General features: G+C 62.2%; 16 protein-coding genes. 12 read left to right on the plus strand and 4 right to left on the minus strand.

Annotated features, from left to right (window positions below):
• Positions 1-72: 72 nt before the first annotated feature.
• Genes P3T43_RS06855 through P3T43_RS06865 form a run of 3 tightly spaced genes read left to right on the plus strand, consistent with a single transcriptional unit; the run spans position 73 to position 2,457 of the window.
• Positions 73-444, plus strand: a complete 372-nt coding sequence (locus P3T43_RS06855) for a response regulator transcription factor (RefSeq protein ID WP_429280302.1) — start codon at positions 73-75, stop codon at positions 442-444.
• Positions 445-461: 17 nt separating this feature from the next.
• On the plus strand, positions 462-2,045 hold the full coding sequence (locus P3T43_RS06860; protein WP_429280303.1) for a flavin monoamine oxidase family protein: 1,584 nt from the start codon (positions 462-464) through the stop codon (positions 2,043-2,045).
• Positions 2,038-2,457 carry a c-type cytochrome gene (locus P3T43_RS06865; RefSeq protein WP_429280304.1) on the plus strand — a complete coding sequence of 140 codons (420 nt, stop codon included), beginning with the start codon at positions 2,038-2,040 and terminating at the stop codon, positions 2,455-2,457. The genes P3T43_RS06860 and P3T43_RS06865 overlap by 8 nt, the downstream gene beginning before the upstream one ends.
• 64 nt (positions 2,458-2,521) lie before the next feature.
• Here P3T43_RS06865 and P3T43_RS06870 read toward each other — a convergent pair whose 3' ends face one another.
• The gene (locus P3T43_RS06870; RefSeq protein ID WP_429280305.1) at positions 2,522-3,943 is read right to left on the minus strand and encodes an aldehyde dehydrogenase family protein; all 1,422 of its coding nucleotides are present in this window, start codon (positions 3,941-3,943) and stop codon (positions 2,522-2,524) included.
• A gap of 100 nt (positions 3,944-4,043) precedes the next feature.
• Here P3T43_RS06870 and P3T43_RS06875 point away from each other — a divergent pair, with 100 nt between their 5' ends.
• Positions 4,044-5,000: a LysR family transcriptional regulator gene (locus P3T43_RS06875; RefSeq protein WP_429280306.1), complete on the plus strand. Its 957-nt coding sequence runs from the start codon at positions 4,044-4,046 to the stop codon at positions 4,998-5,000.
• A gap of 72 nt (positions 5,001-5,072) precedes the next feature.
• Here the strand turns inward: P3T43_RS06875 and P3T43_RS06880 are convergent, their stop codons facing one another.
• A complete protein-coding gene (locus tag P3T43_RS06880; RefSeq protein ID WP_429280307.1) occupies positions 5,073-5,456 on the minus strand; it encodes a MarR family winged helix-turn-helix transcriptional regulator in 384 nt (127 codons plus the stop codon).
• A 332-nt stretch (positions 5,457-5,788) separates the two neighbouring features.
• On the opposite strand from P3T43_RS06880, the gene P3T43_RS06885 reads away from it, so the two are divergent.
• From P3T43_RS06885 to P3T43_RS06900, 4 genes are read left to right on the plus strand one after another with little or no spacing between them, the layout of a single operon-like run.
• Entirely contained in the window at positions 5,789-7,492 is a 1,704-nt protein-coding gene (locus P3T43_RS06885) for an FAD-dependent oxidoreductase (RefSeq protein ID WP_429280308.1), read from the plus strand.
• A 14-nt stretch (positions 7,493-7,506) separates the two neighbouring features.
• Positions 7,507-8,565, plus strand: coding sequence for a maleylacetate reductase (locus P3T43_RS06890; RefSeq protein WP_429280309.1), 1,059 nt, complete (start codon positions 7,507-7,509; stop codon positions 8,563-8,565).
• A 39-nt stretch (positions 8,566-8,604) separates the two neighbouring features.
• On the plus strand, positions 8,605-9,444 hold the full coding sequence (locus P3T43_RS06895) for a dioxygenase (protein WP_429280310.1): 840 nt from the start codon (positions 8,605-8,607) through the stop codon (positions 9,442-9,444).
• 33 nt (positions 9,445-9,477) lie between these two features.
• Positions 9,478-9,633: a hypothetical protein gene (locus P3T43_RS06900; RefSeq protein WP_429280311.1), complete on the plus strand. Its 156-nt coding sequence runs from the start codon at positions 9,478-9,480 to the stop codon at positions 9,631-9,633.
• A 66-nt stretch (positions 9,634-9,699) separates the two neighbouring features.
• Here the strand turns inward: P3T43_RS06900 and P3T43_RS06905 are convergent, their stop codons facing one another.
• Complete coding sequence (locus P3T43_RS06905) at positions 9,700-10,602, minus strand: LysR family transcriptional regulator (RefSeq protein ID WP_429280312.1); 903 nt, start codon at positions 10,600-10,602, stop codon at positions 9,700-9,702.
• 189 nt (positions 10,603-10,791) lie between these two features.
• Between P3T43_RS06905 and P3T43_RS06910 the strand changes: the two genes are divergently transcribed.
• Positions 10,792-10,926, plus strand: a complete 135-nt coding sequence (locus P3T43_RS06910; protein ID WP_429280313.1) for a DUF3563 family protein — start codon at positions 10,792-10,794, stop codon at positions 10,924-10,926.
• 45 nt (positions 10,927-10,971) lie between these two features.
• On the opposite strand, the gene P3T43_RS06915 is transcribed toward P3T43_RS06910, so the two are convergent.
• Positions 10,972-11,916, minus strand: a complete 945-nt coding sequence (locus tag P3T43_RS06915; protein WP_429280314.1) for a LysR family transcriptional regulator — start codon at positions 11,914-11,916, stop codon at positions 10,972-10,974.
• A 249-nt stretch (positions 11,917-12,165) separates the two neighbouring features.
• Here P3T43_RS06915 and P3T43_RS06920 point away from each other — a divergent pair, with 249 nt between their 5' ends.
• The 3 genes from P3T43_RS06920 to P3T43_RS06930 are packed head-to-tail and all read left to right on the plus strand — an operon-like array spanning position 12,166 to position 14,934.
• A complete protein-coding gene (locus P3T43_RS06920) occupies positions 12,166-13,602 on the plus strand; it encodes an NAD-dependent succinate-semialdehyde dehydrogenase (RefSeq protein WP_429280315.1) in 1,437 nt (478 codons plus the stop codon).
• Between the two features lie 13 nt (positions 13,603-13,615).
• A complete protein-coding gene (locus P3T43_RS06925; RefSeq protein WP_429280316.1) occupies positions 13,616-13,954 on the plus strand; it encodes a carboxymuconolactone decarboxylase family protein in 339 nt (112 codons plus the stop codon).
• Positions 13,951-14,934, plus strand: a complete 984-nt coding sequence (locus P3T43_RS06930) for an NAD(P)H-quinone oxidoreductase (RefSeq protein ID WP_429280317.1) — start codon at positions 13,951-13,953, stop codon at positions 14,932-14,934. Before P3T43_RS06925 ends, P3T43_RS06930 begins: the two co-directional genes overlap by 4 nt.
• The last annotated feature ends 14 nt before the right edge of the window (positions 14,935-14,948 follow it).

Raw genomic sequence — 14,948 nt, forward strand, 5'->3', positions numbered from 1 at the left:
TGTAAGCGATAACGCAGAAGCTGCGGCGGCAAGCGCCGCGGTCCGGTTAAAGGCAAGGTTGGGGGCTGCACCTTGGAAACTACGCCCGTTGTATCGATCGTCGACGACGATGAAGCCGTTCGCTTCTCCTTGAGCAATCTCGTGCTGTCGCTGGGCTGGGAAACGCGCGTCTACGAGTCGGCCGAAAAGTTTCTGGCTTCCGGCGAAGTCGCCAGTACGGCCTGCCTGATTTCGGACATTCGCATGCCGGGGATGTCGGGCATCGAGATGCATGAAGCCCTCGTCGCTCAGGGCGATGTCCCGCCGACAATTTTCATCAGCGCTTATCCGACGCCATCCGTTCAGGCGAAGGTCGCCGGTAGCGGCGCGTTAGCGCTGGTGGAAAAACCTTATTCAGCAGAATTGATTAAACATTGGCTCTCGGTCGCGTTCGGCGAGGCATAGGCAACACCGGTTCGAGAATGACCACCCATGCGATGAGCCGCCGCCACCTGCTGGCACTGATCGGCAAGAATCTCGGCGCGGCCGCCATGATGCAAGGCATGAGCACGCTTGGCTTCGCCGCAACCTCCAGCTACGCAGGACCGGTCAAACTCGATGGTGCGCCCAGGGGCACACGAATTCTCGTGCTCGGCGCGGGCATGGCGGGCCTCGTCGCAGCCTTTGAATTGAGGAACGCGGGCTATCACGTGCAGGTGCTCGAGTACAACAACCGCGCCGGTGGTCGGGCCTGGACCGTCAGAGGCGGCGATCGTTATACAGAACTCGGCGGTGCCACCCAGGACTGTGAATTCGCTGACGGGCTTTATCTGAACCCGGGGCCGTGGCGCATTCCGTACCATCACCAAGGCGTGCTCGACTACGCAAAACGTCTGAAGGTACCGCTCGAGCCTTTCATCCAGGTCAATTACAACGCCTATCTGCATTCGACGGCGGCTTTCGATGGTAAGCCGCAACGATTCCGCGAGGTGCAGGCCGACTATCAAGGCTATATCGCCGAACTGCTTTCGAAGGCCATCCACAAGGATGCACTCGATGATGCGTTATCAGGCGAAGACGCGCATCGGCTACTCGAATCCCTGCGCGAATGGGGGGCGCTCGGTCGTGACGGCCTCTATCAGGCGGGCCGGCGAAGCAGCGAGCGGCGCGGATTCGCAACCCCGGTTGGCGGTGGGCTGATGCCCAGGGCGGTGCCGTCGGATCTGCTGCCGCGCGACCCCTTGCTTGCATCGCGTTTATGGCAATGGCTCGCGTCGGGAGACGAGCAGGATTTCCAGAGCACCCTTTTCCAGCCGGTTGGCGGCATGGACAGGATTGCCCAGGCGCTTTATTCGCAGGTCGCGAACGACGTGGTGTTCAACGCCAGAGTCACCGCCATCTCGCAGGACCAGCAAGGCGTGACAGTGCGCTACACCGATACGACCACCCGCACCGAACGGAACGCGCGTGCCGACTGGCTGGTGTGCACCATCCCGCTCTCGATTCTGAGTCAGATCGACCTGGCGGTCGGGCCGGACATGCGCGCGGCGATCGATGCGGTGCCCTACGAAACGTCGGTGAAAATTGGTTTGCAATTCGGCCGGCGCTTCTGGGAAGAAGACGAGCAGATCTACGGCGGTATCACCCATACTGACCAGCCGATCTCGACGATCGGCTATCCGGCAACCGGTTACGGATCGAGCGGCCCTGCGGTGCTGCTCGGCGCCTACATGTGGGGGCCCGCCGCCTATGAGGTGGGCGCGCTGTCACCTGCCGAGCGGATCGCGGTGGCATTGAGCCAGGGTAGCCAGATTCATCCGCAATACGCGAGCGAGTATCAGAACGGCTTCGCCATGAGCTGGAGCCGCTCGCCGTTCACGAATGGCTGTTTCGCTGCATGGACGGATGCGTTGCGAAAAACGCATTATGCGAACCTCTGCCAGATCGATGGACGGATCGTACTTGCCGGCGAGCATGCTTCGCATATCCCCGCATGGCAGGAAGGCGCCGTGTTGTCGTCACTGGATGCGATCACCCGGTTGCACCGGAGGATCGTCAATGGATAGGCCCGCGCGGATCCTGGGCCTGATGTTGATGGCCTGGCTGGCAGGCGTGGCGACGGCGTCGGCCCAGACCGCGGCTCAGGACGCCTCGCACTCTTTCACACTTTCGCCGGGCTACCGCTTCACCGAAACAGGCGGCGAAGCACTTTACAACGCGACCTGCGCGGGCTGCCATATGCCGGATGCCAAAGGTGCACAAGGTGCCGGCCACTACCCGGCGCTCGCCGGCAACCCCGCACTCGAAGCGGCACCCTACGTCATCCTCAATGTCCTGCACGGCCGAGATGGCATGCCATCGTTTGGCGATGCCATGAATGACGATCAGGTCGCTGCGGTGGTCAATTATGTGAGGAGCCATTTCGGCAATCGATTTGGCGAAAGTGTCACGGCGGGCGAGGTCAAAAGTCTGCGCTGAGCTGACGTGGCATGACTCTTGATGCGTGGCCCCGTTTCCGCATCCAGCCCGACATGTCCTTCGATCACGCGACCCCAAGCAACGCCTTGGGCTCGAGAAACGCCTCCAGTCCAAACGTGCCGTATTCGCGGCCGATTCCCGATTGCTTGAAGCCGCCAAACGGTGCAGCCGGTTCGTGGGCGAGTGTGTTGACCAGCACGCGTCCCGCTTCGATCTGCGCTGCCACTGCGCGTGCGCGCCCGGCGTCGGAAGAACAGACATAAGCTTGCAGACCGTAGGGCGTATCGTTGGCAATCCTGATGGCGTCCTCCGTATTGTGGTACGCGATGATCGAGAGCACTGGACCGAAAATCTCCTCGCGCGCGATGGTCATATCGCTCTTCACATGACTGAAGACGGTTGGCCGCACGAACCAGCCTGTGTCGACGCCCTGTGGACGCCCCTCGCCACCGGCGATCAGGCGCGCGCCTTCATCGATGCCGATGCGGATATAGCGTTGCACGCGGTCCCATTGTTTCTGACTCACCATCGGACCGATACTCGTGCGAGGGTCGCGCGGGTCGCCGGACTGAATCTCTGCGACCCGCTCCACGATTTTTGCCTCGAACTCTTCGAGCCGTGCCTGCGGCACCAGAATTCGCGTGCCGGCAATGCACGCCTGGCCGCTGTTCATGAAGCCCGCCTGAAGCGCGAGCGGCACGGCTTCGTCGAAGTTCGCGTCGTCGAGCACGATCATGGGGGACTTCCCGCCGAGTTCCAGCGTCACACGCTTGAGTGTCTCGGCGGCGGTACGCAGAATCGCTTTACCGACTGCGGTCGATCCGGTGAACGATAGCTTGGCCACATCGGGGTGCGAACTGATTTGCGCGCCTACCGTTTCGCCACGTCCCGTGACGATGTTGAACACCCCTGGCGGGAGCCCCGCTTCATGCAGCGCCGCCGTGACGATTCGCGTCTGCATGGCGCTCATCTCGCTCGGTTTGACCACGGCGGTGCAGCCTGCGGCCAGCGCCGCCGCGAGCTTGCCGCAGATAAAGCCCGCGTCGCTGTTCCACGGCGTAATCAGTCCAGCGACGCCAAGTGGCTGCATCACCACTTCGGCGGTCCCGGCGGAACGCACGAACGCGTAGTCGTCGAGCACCTTCGCCGCTTCGAGCAGCACGTTGCTCGCGTGCTGCGCCATCCAGCGGCCGCGCGACACGGGTGCGCCATATTCCTCGACGATGGCTTCGAACAGATCGTCCTCCTTCGCGACCATCGCCGCGTGCATGCGCCTGAGCATCGCGACGCGCTCGCGCTTATCGGTGCGCGAGAACGTCGGGAAGGCCCGCTTCGCCGCTGCGATTGCCTTGCGTGCGTCTTCGGCGTCGGCGAGGCGTACTCGGCCAATCACCTGCCCGGTCGCCGGATTGAAGAGGTCGAAGTACTCGTCGCCGTGCGGCGTGACGAATGCGCCGTCGATATAAATCTGCTCGATGATCTGCATGCTGAGTCCGGAAAGATGGGGTCGGCAGCACAAGATAACGCCCCAGCATTGAACTGACTAGCCGTACAATCGAAGATGTGCTGTTGAAGGATTTGGGACAATGAGAACATCTGGACTAGGCGAACTGGAAGCCGTGCTGGCCGTCGCGCGCTATCGGAGTTTCCGCGCGGCCGCCAACGAAATGAGCGTGTCGACGTCCGCGCTGAGTCACGCCGTCGCGGCGCTCGAAGCACGCATCGGGGTGCGCCTCTTCAATCGAACGACACGCAGCGTGTCGCTCTCGGAAGCCGGCGCGCAATTCGTGAGCAACGTCGCGCCCGCCCTGTCGACCATCCGCGCCGCGCTCGAGCAGGCCGGCAGCTTCCGCGACACGCCTTCCGGCACGTTGCGCATCAATACGTCGGTAGGCGCGGCGAATCAGGTGATGCCGGTCTTCATAGCATTCCTGCAGCGGTATCCCGAGATGAAGCTCGACATCGTCACCGAAGGGCGGCTGATCGACATCGTGGTCGAAGGCTTCGACGCGGGCATCCGTCTGCGTGAAAACGTGCCGCAGGACATGATCGCGGTGCCGTTTGGCGATCGGCAGCGGTTTGCAGTCGTTGGCAGCCCTGCGTATTTTGCGCAACACAAGCCGCCCCTCGCGCCGGTGGATCTCAGTGCGCACCGGTGTATCCGTAGCCGGATGCCGAGCGGGGCGATTTACCAGTGGGAATTCGAACGGCACGGTCAGACCGTGCGCATCGACGGTGACGGCGCACTGATGCTCGACGAGCCGGGTCTCATGCTGGCGGCTGCCCGCGCGGGCCTCGGTCTCGCGTACCTGACCGAATGGAATGTCGATGCGGACCTACAGGCCGGCACGCTGCTGCGCGTGCTGGAGGACTGGACGCCGCCGCTCGACGGGCTGTGCCTGTACTATCCGGGCGCGCGCCATGTGCCTGCGAGTCTGCGCGTATTGACCGAGATGATCCGCGAATATGCTGATCCGAAGCGCGAACGCGCGGCCGGGAAGCGGAAACGTCGCTCGCCGCCGGCACATGGCGCGCGGCGCTGACACGCCAGGTTCGCGCCCTGGTCCGCTGACATGACTACCGTTCGGGACGGACGGCCGGACTATTTGCAACGCTCACACTGAACCGTGAGCGTACTTCAAGAGCCCACGCTTCAATGCCTTGTAGAGGGTCGAGCCCAGTTCGGCTTCCATTTCCCTTTCCGTGTGCTCAAGCACAGCGTGGAAATGTTCGAGCCAATTTCTGCCGCGTTCGGTGAAGAGAACGACTTTGGCCCGGCCATCGGTTGGGTCCTGTTCGCGCTTCACGATCCCGAGCTCTTCGAGCTGTGCAACGAGCTCACCCAGTGACTGCTTCGTCATCGAAGCCCGACGGGCCAGCTCGGTAGCACGCGTCCCCTCGATGTCCAGGTTGCGGGTCACGTTGATATGGCTAAGCGTGCACTCCCCGTGACCGGCCAGCGCCATTTTCTCCAGCACGCTTGTTTCGAAGCGAAGCACGGCGTCGTTCAGGAGCCGGGCAACATTCGAGCTTCGCCACGCATCGTTCGATCCTGCAGGGAGGGCATCAACGGACGTTGCGATCTTCGCTTTCGTGCCCTTTCGCGTACCCGTTGTATCGCGTGTCACTGCCATGTTCGTTGCTGTTCAGGTTAGATGACGTTCGACTGACCGCCAAACCGCGGTCGCCGGCAAGTATATCGCCCGCAAACATCGTGCGGGATAACCCTTACTTGCCCGATATGGTAAGGTAGGCTTACTATAAATAAAGACAGGTCGCCTTACCATATGCACACACTTGCTCGCGGTCAGACATTTAAATGGGTACGGATATGAAACCAATTGCGGTCGATGTGACGATTTGCGGCGGAGGGCCGTGCGGCCTGATGCTGGCCAATGAACTGGGGCGGCGTGGGGTCTCCGTGTTTCTGGCGAATGAAAAAGCGAGTACGGCATTCAACCCGCAGGCCAACGCTACCCAGGCGAGAACCATGGAGCATTACCGGCGTCTCGGGTTCGTGGACGAAATCCGGGCGCAAGGTTTGCCTGCGGACTATCCTACCGACATCGCGTATTTCACCCGCTATGCCCAACATCAACTGGCGCGCTTCAAGTTGCCGTCGGCGCAAGAGGCGAAACTCAAGGCCAGAAAGCTCGCTGGTTCGTGGAGCGCGGCCGAACTGCCGCACCGGGTTTCGCAGAAATTCGTGGAAACTGTACTCAGACGGCAAGCCGAAGCTCTACCGGGCGTAACGGTTCGATATGGACACAAGGTGGTCGACTTCACAGAGCAAGAAGACGCGGTAGAAACCACGGTCAGGGATCGCGAGGGTGACGTATCGTTCGTCGTCAGGAGTCGCTACCTGGTCGGCGCGGACGGCCCGCGGAGCTTCATCCGCGAACGGCTGGGGATTCGATACACCGGTGAGACAGGCGTGACCCGCGACTTCATGGGAGGCCGCATGTTTGCCATCTATCTGCGATGCCCGGACTTCTACCGACGTATTCCGCACTCACCTGCGTGGATGAACGTGACTTTTAACCATGAACGTCGAGCCTTCATGGCAGCGGTAGACGGCAAGAGCGAGTTCGCTTTCCACACGCAGTTGCGCGACCACGAGAACGAGGACGCAATCACTGACGCGTACGCGCGAGAACTGTTCGCGGCGGCGACAGGCATCGATCTCGACGTTGAGATCCTCTCCAAAGGCGGCTGGACCGCCGGTCATTCCCTCGTTGCCGAACGGTTTCAGCGCGGACGTGTGTTCCTTGGCGGCGACGCCGTGCATCTTTTCACGCCCACCGGCGGGCTCGGCTACAACACCGCAGTGGAAGATGCCGTCAACCTCGGCTGGAAACTCGCCGCCGTGCTGAAGGGAAAAACAAGCCCTGCCTTGCTCGATACCTACGAACTCGAACGTCGTCCGCTGGCGCTTAGAAACACGGGCTATGCCCGCGCCTTTGCCGATTCACTGGGCCTGTTCACGCCTGTCGCGGAGATCGAGGAGGACAGCCCGCGAGGCGCAGCCGCGCGGGCCAAGGCCGGCGCATATCTCGATCAGCACGGCCGTCGCGAATTCGACATACCCGGGATCACGTTTGGTGGTCGCTACGACGGATCGCCCGCGATCGTCCCGGACGGTTCAACGCCGCCCGCCGATGCCGCGAATGTCTACACGCCAACAGCCTGCCCTGGAGGACGCCCGCCTCATGCATGGCTGGAGGATGGCTCGTCGCTGTTCGACTCGTTTGGCTTCGACTGGACGTTGTTGGTGCTGGGTCCGTCCGCGCCGGATACTTCGGCGTTTACTTCTGCAATGAACCGATGCAACGTAGACCTGACAATCGTGCGAAACGCAGATCCCGAGATATTTGCTTTGTACGAGGCCTCACTGGTTCTCATTCGCCCAGACCAGATCGTTGCGTGGCGGGGACACGACGGCGCGCACGCGCCCCTGATCGTGGATAAAGTTCTGGGGCGTCATCTCGAAGGGCAAAGCGCAGTAAACCTGCGCCAGGCGACAGCAACGTTATGAGTCCGGGAATCACCATGAATATGAACTTCACGTACAACATCAACCCCAGCCGCATCGTGTTCGGGGCGGGTGCGCTAGACACACTTGCCGACCAGATCCGGGAATTGGGCACGCATCGCGCGCTGATTCTGTCCACGCCCTTTCAGCGTGCGGATGCGCAAAAGCTGGCCGAACGTCTTGGTGTGCTGGCAGCAGGCGTGTTTAGCGAGGCCGCCATGCACACGCCGATCGCCGTGACACGCAACGCGCTTGCCACCTACAAGGCACTGCAAGCGGATTGCGTGGTCGCGCTCGGCGGAGGATCGACCATCGGACTGGGCAAGGCAATCGCGTTACGCACTCACGCGCCGCAGATCGTGGTCGCCACGACCTACGCGGGGTCGGAGGTCACGCCTATCCTTGGACAGACCGAGGACGGCGTCAAGACGACTATCCGGGATCGAAAGCTTTTGCCCGCCGTGGTCATCTACGATCCGACGCTGACCCTCGGGCTTCCTGTGTCGATGAGCGTCACGAGCGGCCTGAACGCCATGGCGCATGCAGTCGAGGGCGTGTATGCAAAAGATTGCAATCCGATTTCTTCGCTGATGGCGGTTGAAGGCGTTCGCGCCCTGCGCGATGCACTGCCGGCTATCGTAAGCAATCCTGCTGACCTCGCGGCCCGAACCCGTGCGCTTTACGGATCGTGGTTGTGCGGCTCGGTGCTGGGGACGGTTGGCATGGCGCTGCATCACAAGCTTTGCCACACACTGGGCGGCAGCTTCGATCTGCCCCATGCGGAAACCCACGCCATCATGTTGCCGCACACGATGGCTTACAACGCGCAGGCAGCCGCCGAAGCATTGCAGCCGATGGCCGATCTGTTCGGCGGATCGATCGGCAGTGGCCTTTACGAATTCGCTAGAAATCTCGGCGCTCCGATGGCGCTGAAGGATCTCGGACTCAAGGAAGAGCAACTCGACGCAGCCGCGCAGCTTGCTGTGAAGAACCCTTACTGGAATCCGCGTCCTGTAGAACGCGCTGCTATCCGCGAGCTGTTGCAGCGCGCGTGGAACGGCGCCCGCCCGGAATGACGAGCAGATCACGCGAACCCTTGTGCAAGGAAAACGGCCATGTTTCCGTACTTTAAAGAATCCAGTTCGGTTGACGCAGTCAATTCACGGATTGCCCCGGACGTCGACGCACGAATCAGAGAAGTCATGACCTCTCTGGTGACTCACCTTCACGCCTTCGTGAAGGACGTGCAACTCACGCCGCAAGAGTGGGACGTTGCAATCGACTATCTGACGCGGACGGGTCAGATCTGCACGACCGAACGCCAGGAGTTCATCCTGTTGAGCGACACGCTTGGGGTGTCGATGCTCGTCGATGCGATCAACAATCGTCGTCCGCCGGGCGCGACTGAAAACACGGTGTTAGGGCCGTTTCATGTGTCCGGTGCGCCAAGCCGTGAAATGGGCGCATGCATTTCGCTCGATGGCAAAGGCGAGAGCTGCCTGTTCGAGGGTACTGTCATTGATCTGCAGGGAAATCCCGTTGCCGCGGCATGCCTTGACGTTTGGTCCGATAATGCGGAGGGCTTCTACGACGTGCAACAGCCAGACATCCAGCCAAAGTGGAATAACCGCGGCGTTTTCACCACCGGGGCGGATGGGAAGTATCGCTTCGTCGGGATCAAGCCTGTGTCCTACCCTATTCCGCACGACGGCCCGGTTGGCAAGTTGCTGGCCGCGCTCGGGCGTGGCCCTCACCGTCCGGCGCACATGCATTTCATCGTGAAAGCCGACGGTTTCCAGAATCTCATCACCCACACCTTCGTCGGCGACGATACCTACATCAAGCGTGATGCCGTGTTTGGGGTGAAGGAGACACTGGTGGCCCCTTACGAACGGAACGACGACGGCGAGACCCTCTGGCGCTCTCAATTCGATTTCGTAATGACGCGGGTCTGATATCTGGACGAAACCGACGCGCTTGCGCATTTCGTGACCAATCCGGCCGGCTCGGCGATCGTCGATACCATCGGACAGATACGACAGATCGTCTCCCCCGAAAGCAGCCAGGCGGTCAAGCGCCGTTACCTGGTTATCGCGCCCGACGGCAACGCCAGCGCAAGCGTCGTGCAGATCCAGACACCGTAGGCTGGTTGCTGCGTAGTCCGACGTAATCTTGCGCCTGCAAGCGGCGTACGAGTGTCGCCGATCTGACTAACCGAGGACCCGCGAGGCCGTGCGCACGATTTCCTCGACGAACACTTTGATCGTCGGATGATCGCGCTCGCCCAGTCGATAAGCGACGAAGACCTTGCGGCGTACCTCGGGCCTCAGCTTGACCCATGTCACGCCGGCCGGCGGCCGCACCAGTCTGAGTCCGGGGACGATCGACACCGAGCAGCCGGAGGCCACCATGGCGCCTACCATTTCGAATCCACGGCATTTGGCGTTGATCCGAGGCTCGAAGCCGGCGCGCCGGCATAAATTGATGATGATGTCGCCGAAACCGCTCCACGTCGATTCAATGGCCCAGGTCTCATTCCGCAGATCCGCCAAGCTCACTGACGGCCTTCTGCTCACGGCATGATCGGCTGCGACTGCGACGTAGAGCGCATCCTCGGCGACCGGCACCAGTTCCACGCTTTTTTGACTATCGCTCACCGCGCCCGAAAGATCGTCGATCAGGGCAATATCCGTGCGCCACGATTTCAACGCGGTGAGCCCTTCAATCGGATCGAACTCCTCAACAACGATCTCGAGGCGTGGATAGGCCTGCTGCAACGCCTTGAACGTTTCGGGCAGCACCGCCGAGGCGATCGACGGAAACGCCGCGATGCGTAGCTCACCGGCGATCTCGCTGCGCAACTCCGCCAATTCCGAGCGGGCTTCATCCAGCACGACCATGACCCGCTCCGCGTGCCGCACCAATGCTTGCCCAGCGCTCGTCAGCCTCACGCCGCGGCCAATGCGCTCGGTGAGTTCGACACCCGCCTCCTCTTCCAGTTGCGAGATCTGCTGCGACACGGCCGACGGCGTCAAGAACAGGGCTTCGGCGGCTGCCGCCATCGTGCCGCACCGGGCTAGCTCCAGCAACGCCCGCAGACGCCCGACTTCCATGATGGTTTCCCCCGAAGAGACCTGCACATTCAACAGAATAGCTAATGTATTAGATAAAAAACAATAAATATACATAAGCATATCCATTGCCTACCATTGAGTTGCAGATCGGCGCCGCAGACCACCATCGAGGCGCCGCGCCGCGGTCGAACGGCGGCGTCCCCCACCAGCCACTTCATGGAGATTGTCATGCTGGTCATTCTTTTGGATCACATTAGCCACTGGCTCGAACACATCGAACAACACCGTAACGACGAGTACCTGCAGGGTGCACGAGACCTGGGGGACCTTGAACGCCGGCTACGCTCGCTGGAGAGAGACTGACGCTTCCTCGCCAACACTGACCGACGCGGCCGCCGTGATTCCACGCTAGGCCGCATCGGTCGTTTCTATGTTGAGTTCGCGCGCCAGCGCGCCAAGCTCACCACCCACATGGTTTCTTAGCGCGTCGACAAAGCGCTTGATCTTGGCATCCACGAACTGACGGGACGAATAGAGCGCAAAGACATTGCGCGAATGGGTGTGATAGTCGGGCAGTACACGCACGAGCGTGCCGTTGCGCAGATCTTCGATGGCCGAGAACCCCGCCAGCAGACCAATCCCCGCGCCTTCGCGCAACGCGAGGTTCATGGCCTCCATATCGTTCACGCAAAAATTCGGCCCCAGCGGCCGGAACGTCACATGGGCTGCCGTGCTCGCAAGCTGCCATTCGTCGGACGGATAATCCACCGTAGCCAGCAATACGCACGCATGGTCGGCAAGATCTTCCGGAATGGCGGGCGGCGGATGCCGTTCGAGGTAGGCAGGCGAAGCGGCCAGCACACAATGGCTGCTGCCGATCTTCTGGCTAACGTAAGCCGAGTCGGGCAGCGTCCTCGCAATCACCACCGAGACGTCGAGCTGGTCTTCCAGCAGGTTCGGCATGCGCTGGGAGAGCAGCAGATCGACCGCGACCTGCGGGTATTGCCTGCGAAAGTCCAGCACGGTCCGCGTCACAAGCTGGCGCCCGAGGCCCGGCACGGAGTGGACCCGCAATGCGCCGCGCGGTTCGAGAAGGGCGTCGCGCGCTTCGGCTTCGGCCTGTTCAAGATCCGCGAGGATTGTCGCGCAGCGCTCGTAGAAGCGCCGTCCCGCATCGGTCACCAGGAGGCGGCGCGTGGAGCGCTGCAACAGGCGGGTGTCCAACGCGTCTTCGAGCGCGGACACCGCGCGGGAGACATTTCCCACCGTCGAGTCGAGATGATTGGCCACCGCCGTAAAGCTGCCCATCTCGACGACTCTCGCAAACACCGACATGTTGTAGAACTTGTCCATTCAGGCCATCCCGATCGCTTTCCGTTGGTCTTTGCGTCCCTGGCTTGCATGATGAGTCTGGCACCTTTTTGGCGCAAGCCATCCCGGCCTGGCGATTTTGCTGCTGGCAACAAGAATGTTTCCCCCGTCCCGCTCTAAATCAACGCGCGCTGCGCTCCTAGACTCTGTTCCGAACCCCGCCACTCGGCTCCACCCAGCGAATCGAGAACAGTCTTTCGGGAAATCAGGAACATCAATTGGAGGTCAGTCATGAACGCATCGTACGACTCGCTTTATCTTTTCATCGACGGCGAATGGCTCGAAGCCGACGGCCGCGCCACCGCCGCCGTCGTCAATCCCGCCACGCAGCGTGAACTCGGCCGCGTGCCGCTCGCCACCGCAGCCGATCTGGACCACGCGCTCCACGTCGCGCAGCGTGCCTTCGAAGTCTGGCGCCATACCGTACCGGCCAAGCGCGCGCGCATTCTCAAACGCGCCGCCGACCTCATGCGCGAGCGCGCTGCCCACATCGCCACGCTCATGACGCTCGAGGAAGGCAAGCCGCTCGCTGAAAGCAACGACGAAGTGCTGCGGGCCGCCGACTACTTCGAATGGTTCGCCGAAGAAGCGCGTCGCATCGACGGTCGCGTCGTGCCGTCGAACCGTCCCGGCGTGCAGCAGCTCGTGAAGCGCCAGGCGATCGGACCGGTTGCCGCCTTCACACCCTGGAACTTTCCCGCCATCACGCCGGCTCGCAAGCTCTCCGCCGCGCTGGCGGCGGGCTGCAGCGTCGTCCTCAAGCCGGGCGAGGAAAGTCCCGCTACGGCGCTCGCCCTGGCGCGCGCTCTCGATGATGCAGGTCTGCCCAAGGGCGTATTACAGGTCGTGTTCGGCGTGCCGGATGACGTTTCGAGGCACCTGATCGCCTCGCCGATCATCCGCAAGGTGACCTTCACGGGCTCGGTTCCGATTGGGCGTCTGCTCTCGGCGCGCGCATCGGAAGGCGTCAAGCCCATCACGCTCGAACTCGGCGGTCACGGTCCCGTCCTCGTGTTCGACGACGCCGACGTGCAGAAGGCCGCCGTCGAAGGCGCCGCCAACCGGTTTCGCGGCACTGGCCAGGTCTGTATCTCGTCGACGCGTTTTCTGATCCAACGCGACGCCTATAAGGCATTCGTCCAGTATTTCGTGGACGCGGCGCGCGCGCTGAAGGTGGGTGACGGCATGCAGCCGGGCACGCAGGTCGGCCCGCTCGCCAACCCGCGCCAACTCGCGAAGATGGAAGAACTGGTGGCCGACGCGGTCGCGCGTGGAGCGCGCGTGCTTACGGGCGGCAAGCGCATCGAAGGCGACGGCTTCTTCTTCGAACCCACCGTGCTAGCCGACGTCCCGATGGACGCCCGCGTCATGCACGAAGAACCCTTCGGTCCGATCGCCGTGCTGATGCCGTTCGACACGCTCGCCGACGGGCTCGCCGAAGCGAACCGGCTCCCTTATGGTCTGTCGGCCTACGCTTTCACGAGCAATGCGCGCACGGCGATCGATGTGGCGGACGGACTCGAAGCCGGCATGATCGGCATCAACCAGTACCGCATTGTCTCGACGGAGCTGCCGTTCGGCGGCATGAAGGAAAGCGGTCATGGTTCGGAAGGCGGGACCGAAGGTATCGGGTTCTATCTCACCAACAAGTTCATCAGCCAGATCTGAAACGGAGAGGATCATGTCCCACGCAAACTTCAGCAGCCCGCGCGAAGCCGCCCGCGCATTCACCCCGAAGCTCGCCGCATTCGTCGACGACACGCTGTATCCGCAGATCTGGAGCGACCCGGCGCTGGCACCACGCGAGCGCAGCCTGATCACCGTGGCCGCGCTGATCGCGGGCGGCCATCTCGACGAGTTGCCTTCGCACCTGCGCCGCGCGCTCGCCAACGGTGTCACGCGCGACGAACTCGCGGCGGCGATCACGCATCTCGCGTTCTATGCCGGCTTTCCGGCCGCCATCTCGGCTTCGGCGGTCGCTCAAGCTACGTTTAACGAAACAAAGGAAGCACAAGCATGAAAGCCATCACATTCGACGATTTCGGCGCAGCCGACGTCCTTCAGCTCACCGAATCACCCGCGCCCGAACTGCGCCCGACGGATCTTCTGGTACGCGTGTACGCAGCCGGCGTGAATCGCGCCGATCTCACGCATCGCCGCGGTGGTTATGGCCGGCCCAACTTCGGCGACTCGACCATCATGGGCCTCGAAATCGCCGGCGAAGTCATCGAAACCGGCAGTGAAACCCGCGGATTCAAGGCAGGCGACCGCGTGATGGGCGTGGTAGGCGGCGGCGCGTATGCGGAGATCGCGCGTATCGACTATCGCATGGCGATGCCCGTTCCCGCGGCACTCGATTACGTGCACGCCGCAGCGATTCCCGAAGTGTTCGTCACGGCTCACGAGGCCATGCTGCATCTGGGTCGCCTCACACACGGCAATTCGGTGCTGATTCACGCGGCGGCAGGCGGAGTGGGTTCGGCTGCCGTGCAGCTAGCCAAAGCGACCGGCGCAGCGGTTTTCGCCACCGCCGAAGCCACCAAGCTCGCACGCGTGTCGCAACTCGGCGCGGATGTGACGATCGACTATCGCACCCAGGATTTCGCCGAGATCGTAGCGAAGGAGACGAATGGGCGCGGCGTCGACGTCGTGATCGATTTCGTCGGCGCACCGTATTTCGCGCGCAATATCGCTTCGCTCGCCCACGGCGGACGGCTTGTCCAGGTCGGCATCCTCGGCGGCGGCGGCAATGTCAGCGTGGAACTGGAGCAGATCCTTTATCGCCATCTGCAGATCATGGGAACCGTGATGAAATCGCGTCCCCAGGAGGACAAGCACGCCATGGTGCGCCGTTTCCGCGAACATTGGCTCGACCGGTTTGCAAGCGGGGCCCGTCTCGAACCGGTGGTCGACACCACCTTCGAGCTGGCGCGCGCCGCCGACGCACATCGGCGCATGGAATCGTCTGCCAATGTCGGGAAGATCATTTTGACGATGTAGAGGGGAGGCTTCGC

It is taken from the genome of Paraburkholderia sp. GAS41, assembly GCF_050436545.1.
Lineage (GTDB): Bacteria > Pseudomonadota > Gammaproteobacteria > Burkholderiales > Burkholderiaceae > Paraburkholderia.

Coding starts and splice junctions, on each gene's coding strand:
- P3T43_RS06885 (WP_429280308.1), top strand. CDS start 5,789: ATGAAACCAATTGCGGTCGATGTGACGATTTGCGGCGGAGGGCCGTGC.
- P3T43_RS06905 (WP_429280312.1), bottom strand. CDS start 10,602: ATGGAAGTCGGGCGTCTGCGGGCGTTGCTGGAGCTAGCCCGGTGCGGC.
- P3T43_RS06870 (WP_429280305.1), bottom strand. CDS start 3,943: ATGCAGATCATCGAGCAGATTTATATCGACGGCGCATTCGTCACGCCG.
- P3T43_RS06865 (WP_429280304.1), top strand. CDS start 2,038: ATGGATAGGCCCGCGCGGATCCTGGGCCTGATGTTGATGGCCTGGCTG.
- P3T43_RS06915 (WP_429280314.1), bottom strand. CDS start 11,916: ATGGACAAGTTCTACAACATGTCGGTGTTTGCGAGAGTCGTCGAGATG.
- P3T43_RS06930 (WP_429280317.1), top strand. CDS start 13,951: ATGAAAGCCATCACATTCGACGATTTCGGCGCAGCCGACGTCCTTCAG.
- P3T43_RS06895 (WP_429280310.1), top strand. CDS start 8,605: ATGTTTCCGTACTTTAAAGAATCCAGTTCGGTTGACGCAGTCAATTCA.
- P3T43_RS06925 (WP_429280316.1), top strand. CDS start 13,616: ATGTCCCACGCAAACTTCAGCAGCCCGCGCGAAGCCGCCCGCGCATTC.
- P3T43_RS06860 (WP_429280303.1), top strand. CDS start 462: ATGACCACCCATGCGATGAGCCGCCGCCACCTGCTGGCACTGATCGGC.
- P3T43_RS06910 (WP_429280313.1), top strand. CDS start 10,792: ATGCTGGTCATTCTTTTGGATCACATTAGCCACTGGCTCGAACACATC.
- P3T43_RS06890 (WP_429280309.1), top strand. CDS start 7,507: ATGAATATGAACTTCACGTACAACATCAACCCCAGCCGCATCGTGTTC.
- P3T43_RS06875 (WP_429280306.1), top strand. CDS start 4,044: ATGAGAACATCTGGACTAGGCGAACTGGAAGCCGTGCTGGCCGTCGCG.
- P3T43_RS06920 (WP_429280315.1), top strand. CDS start 12,166: ATGAACGCATCGTACGACTCGCTTTATCTTTTCATCGACGGCGAATGG.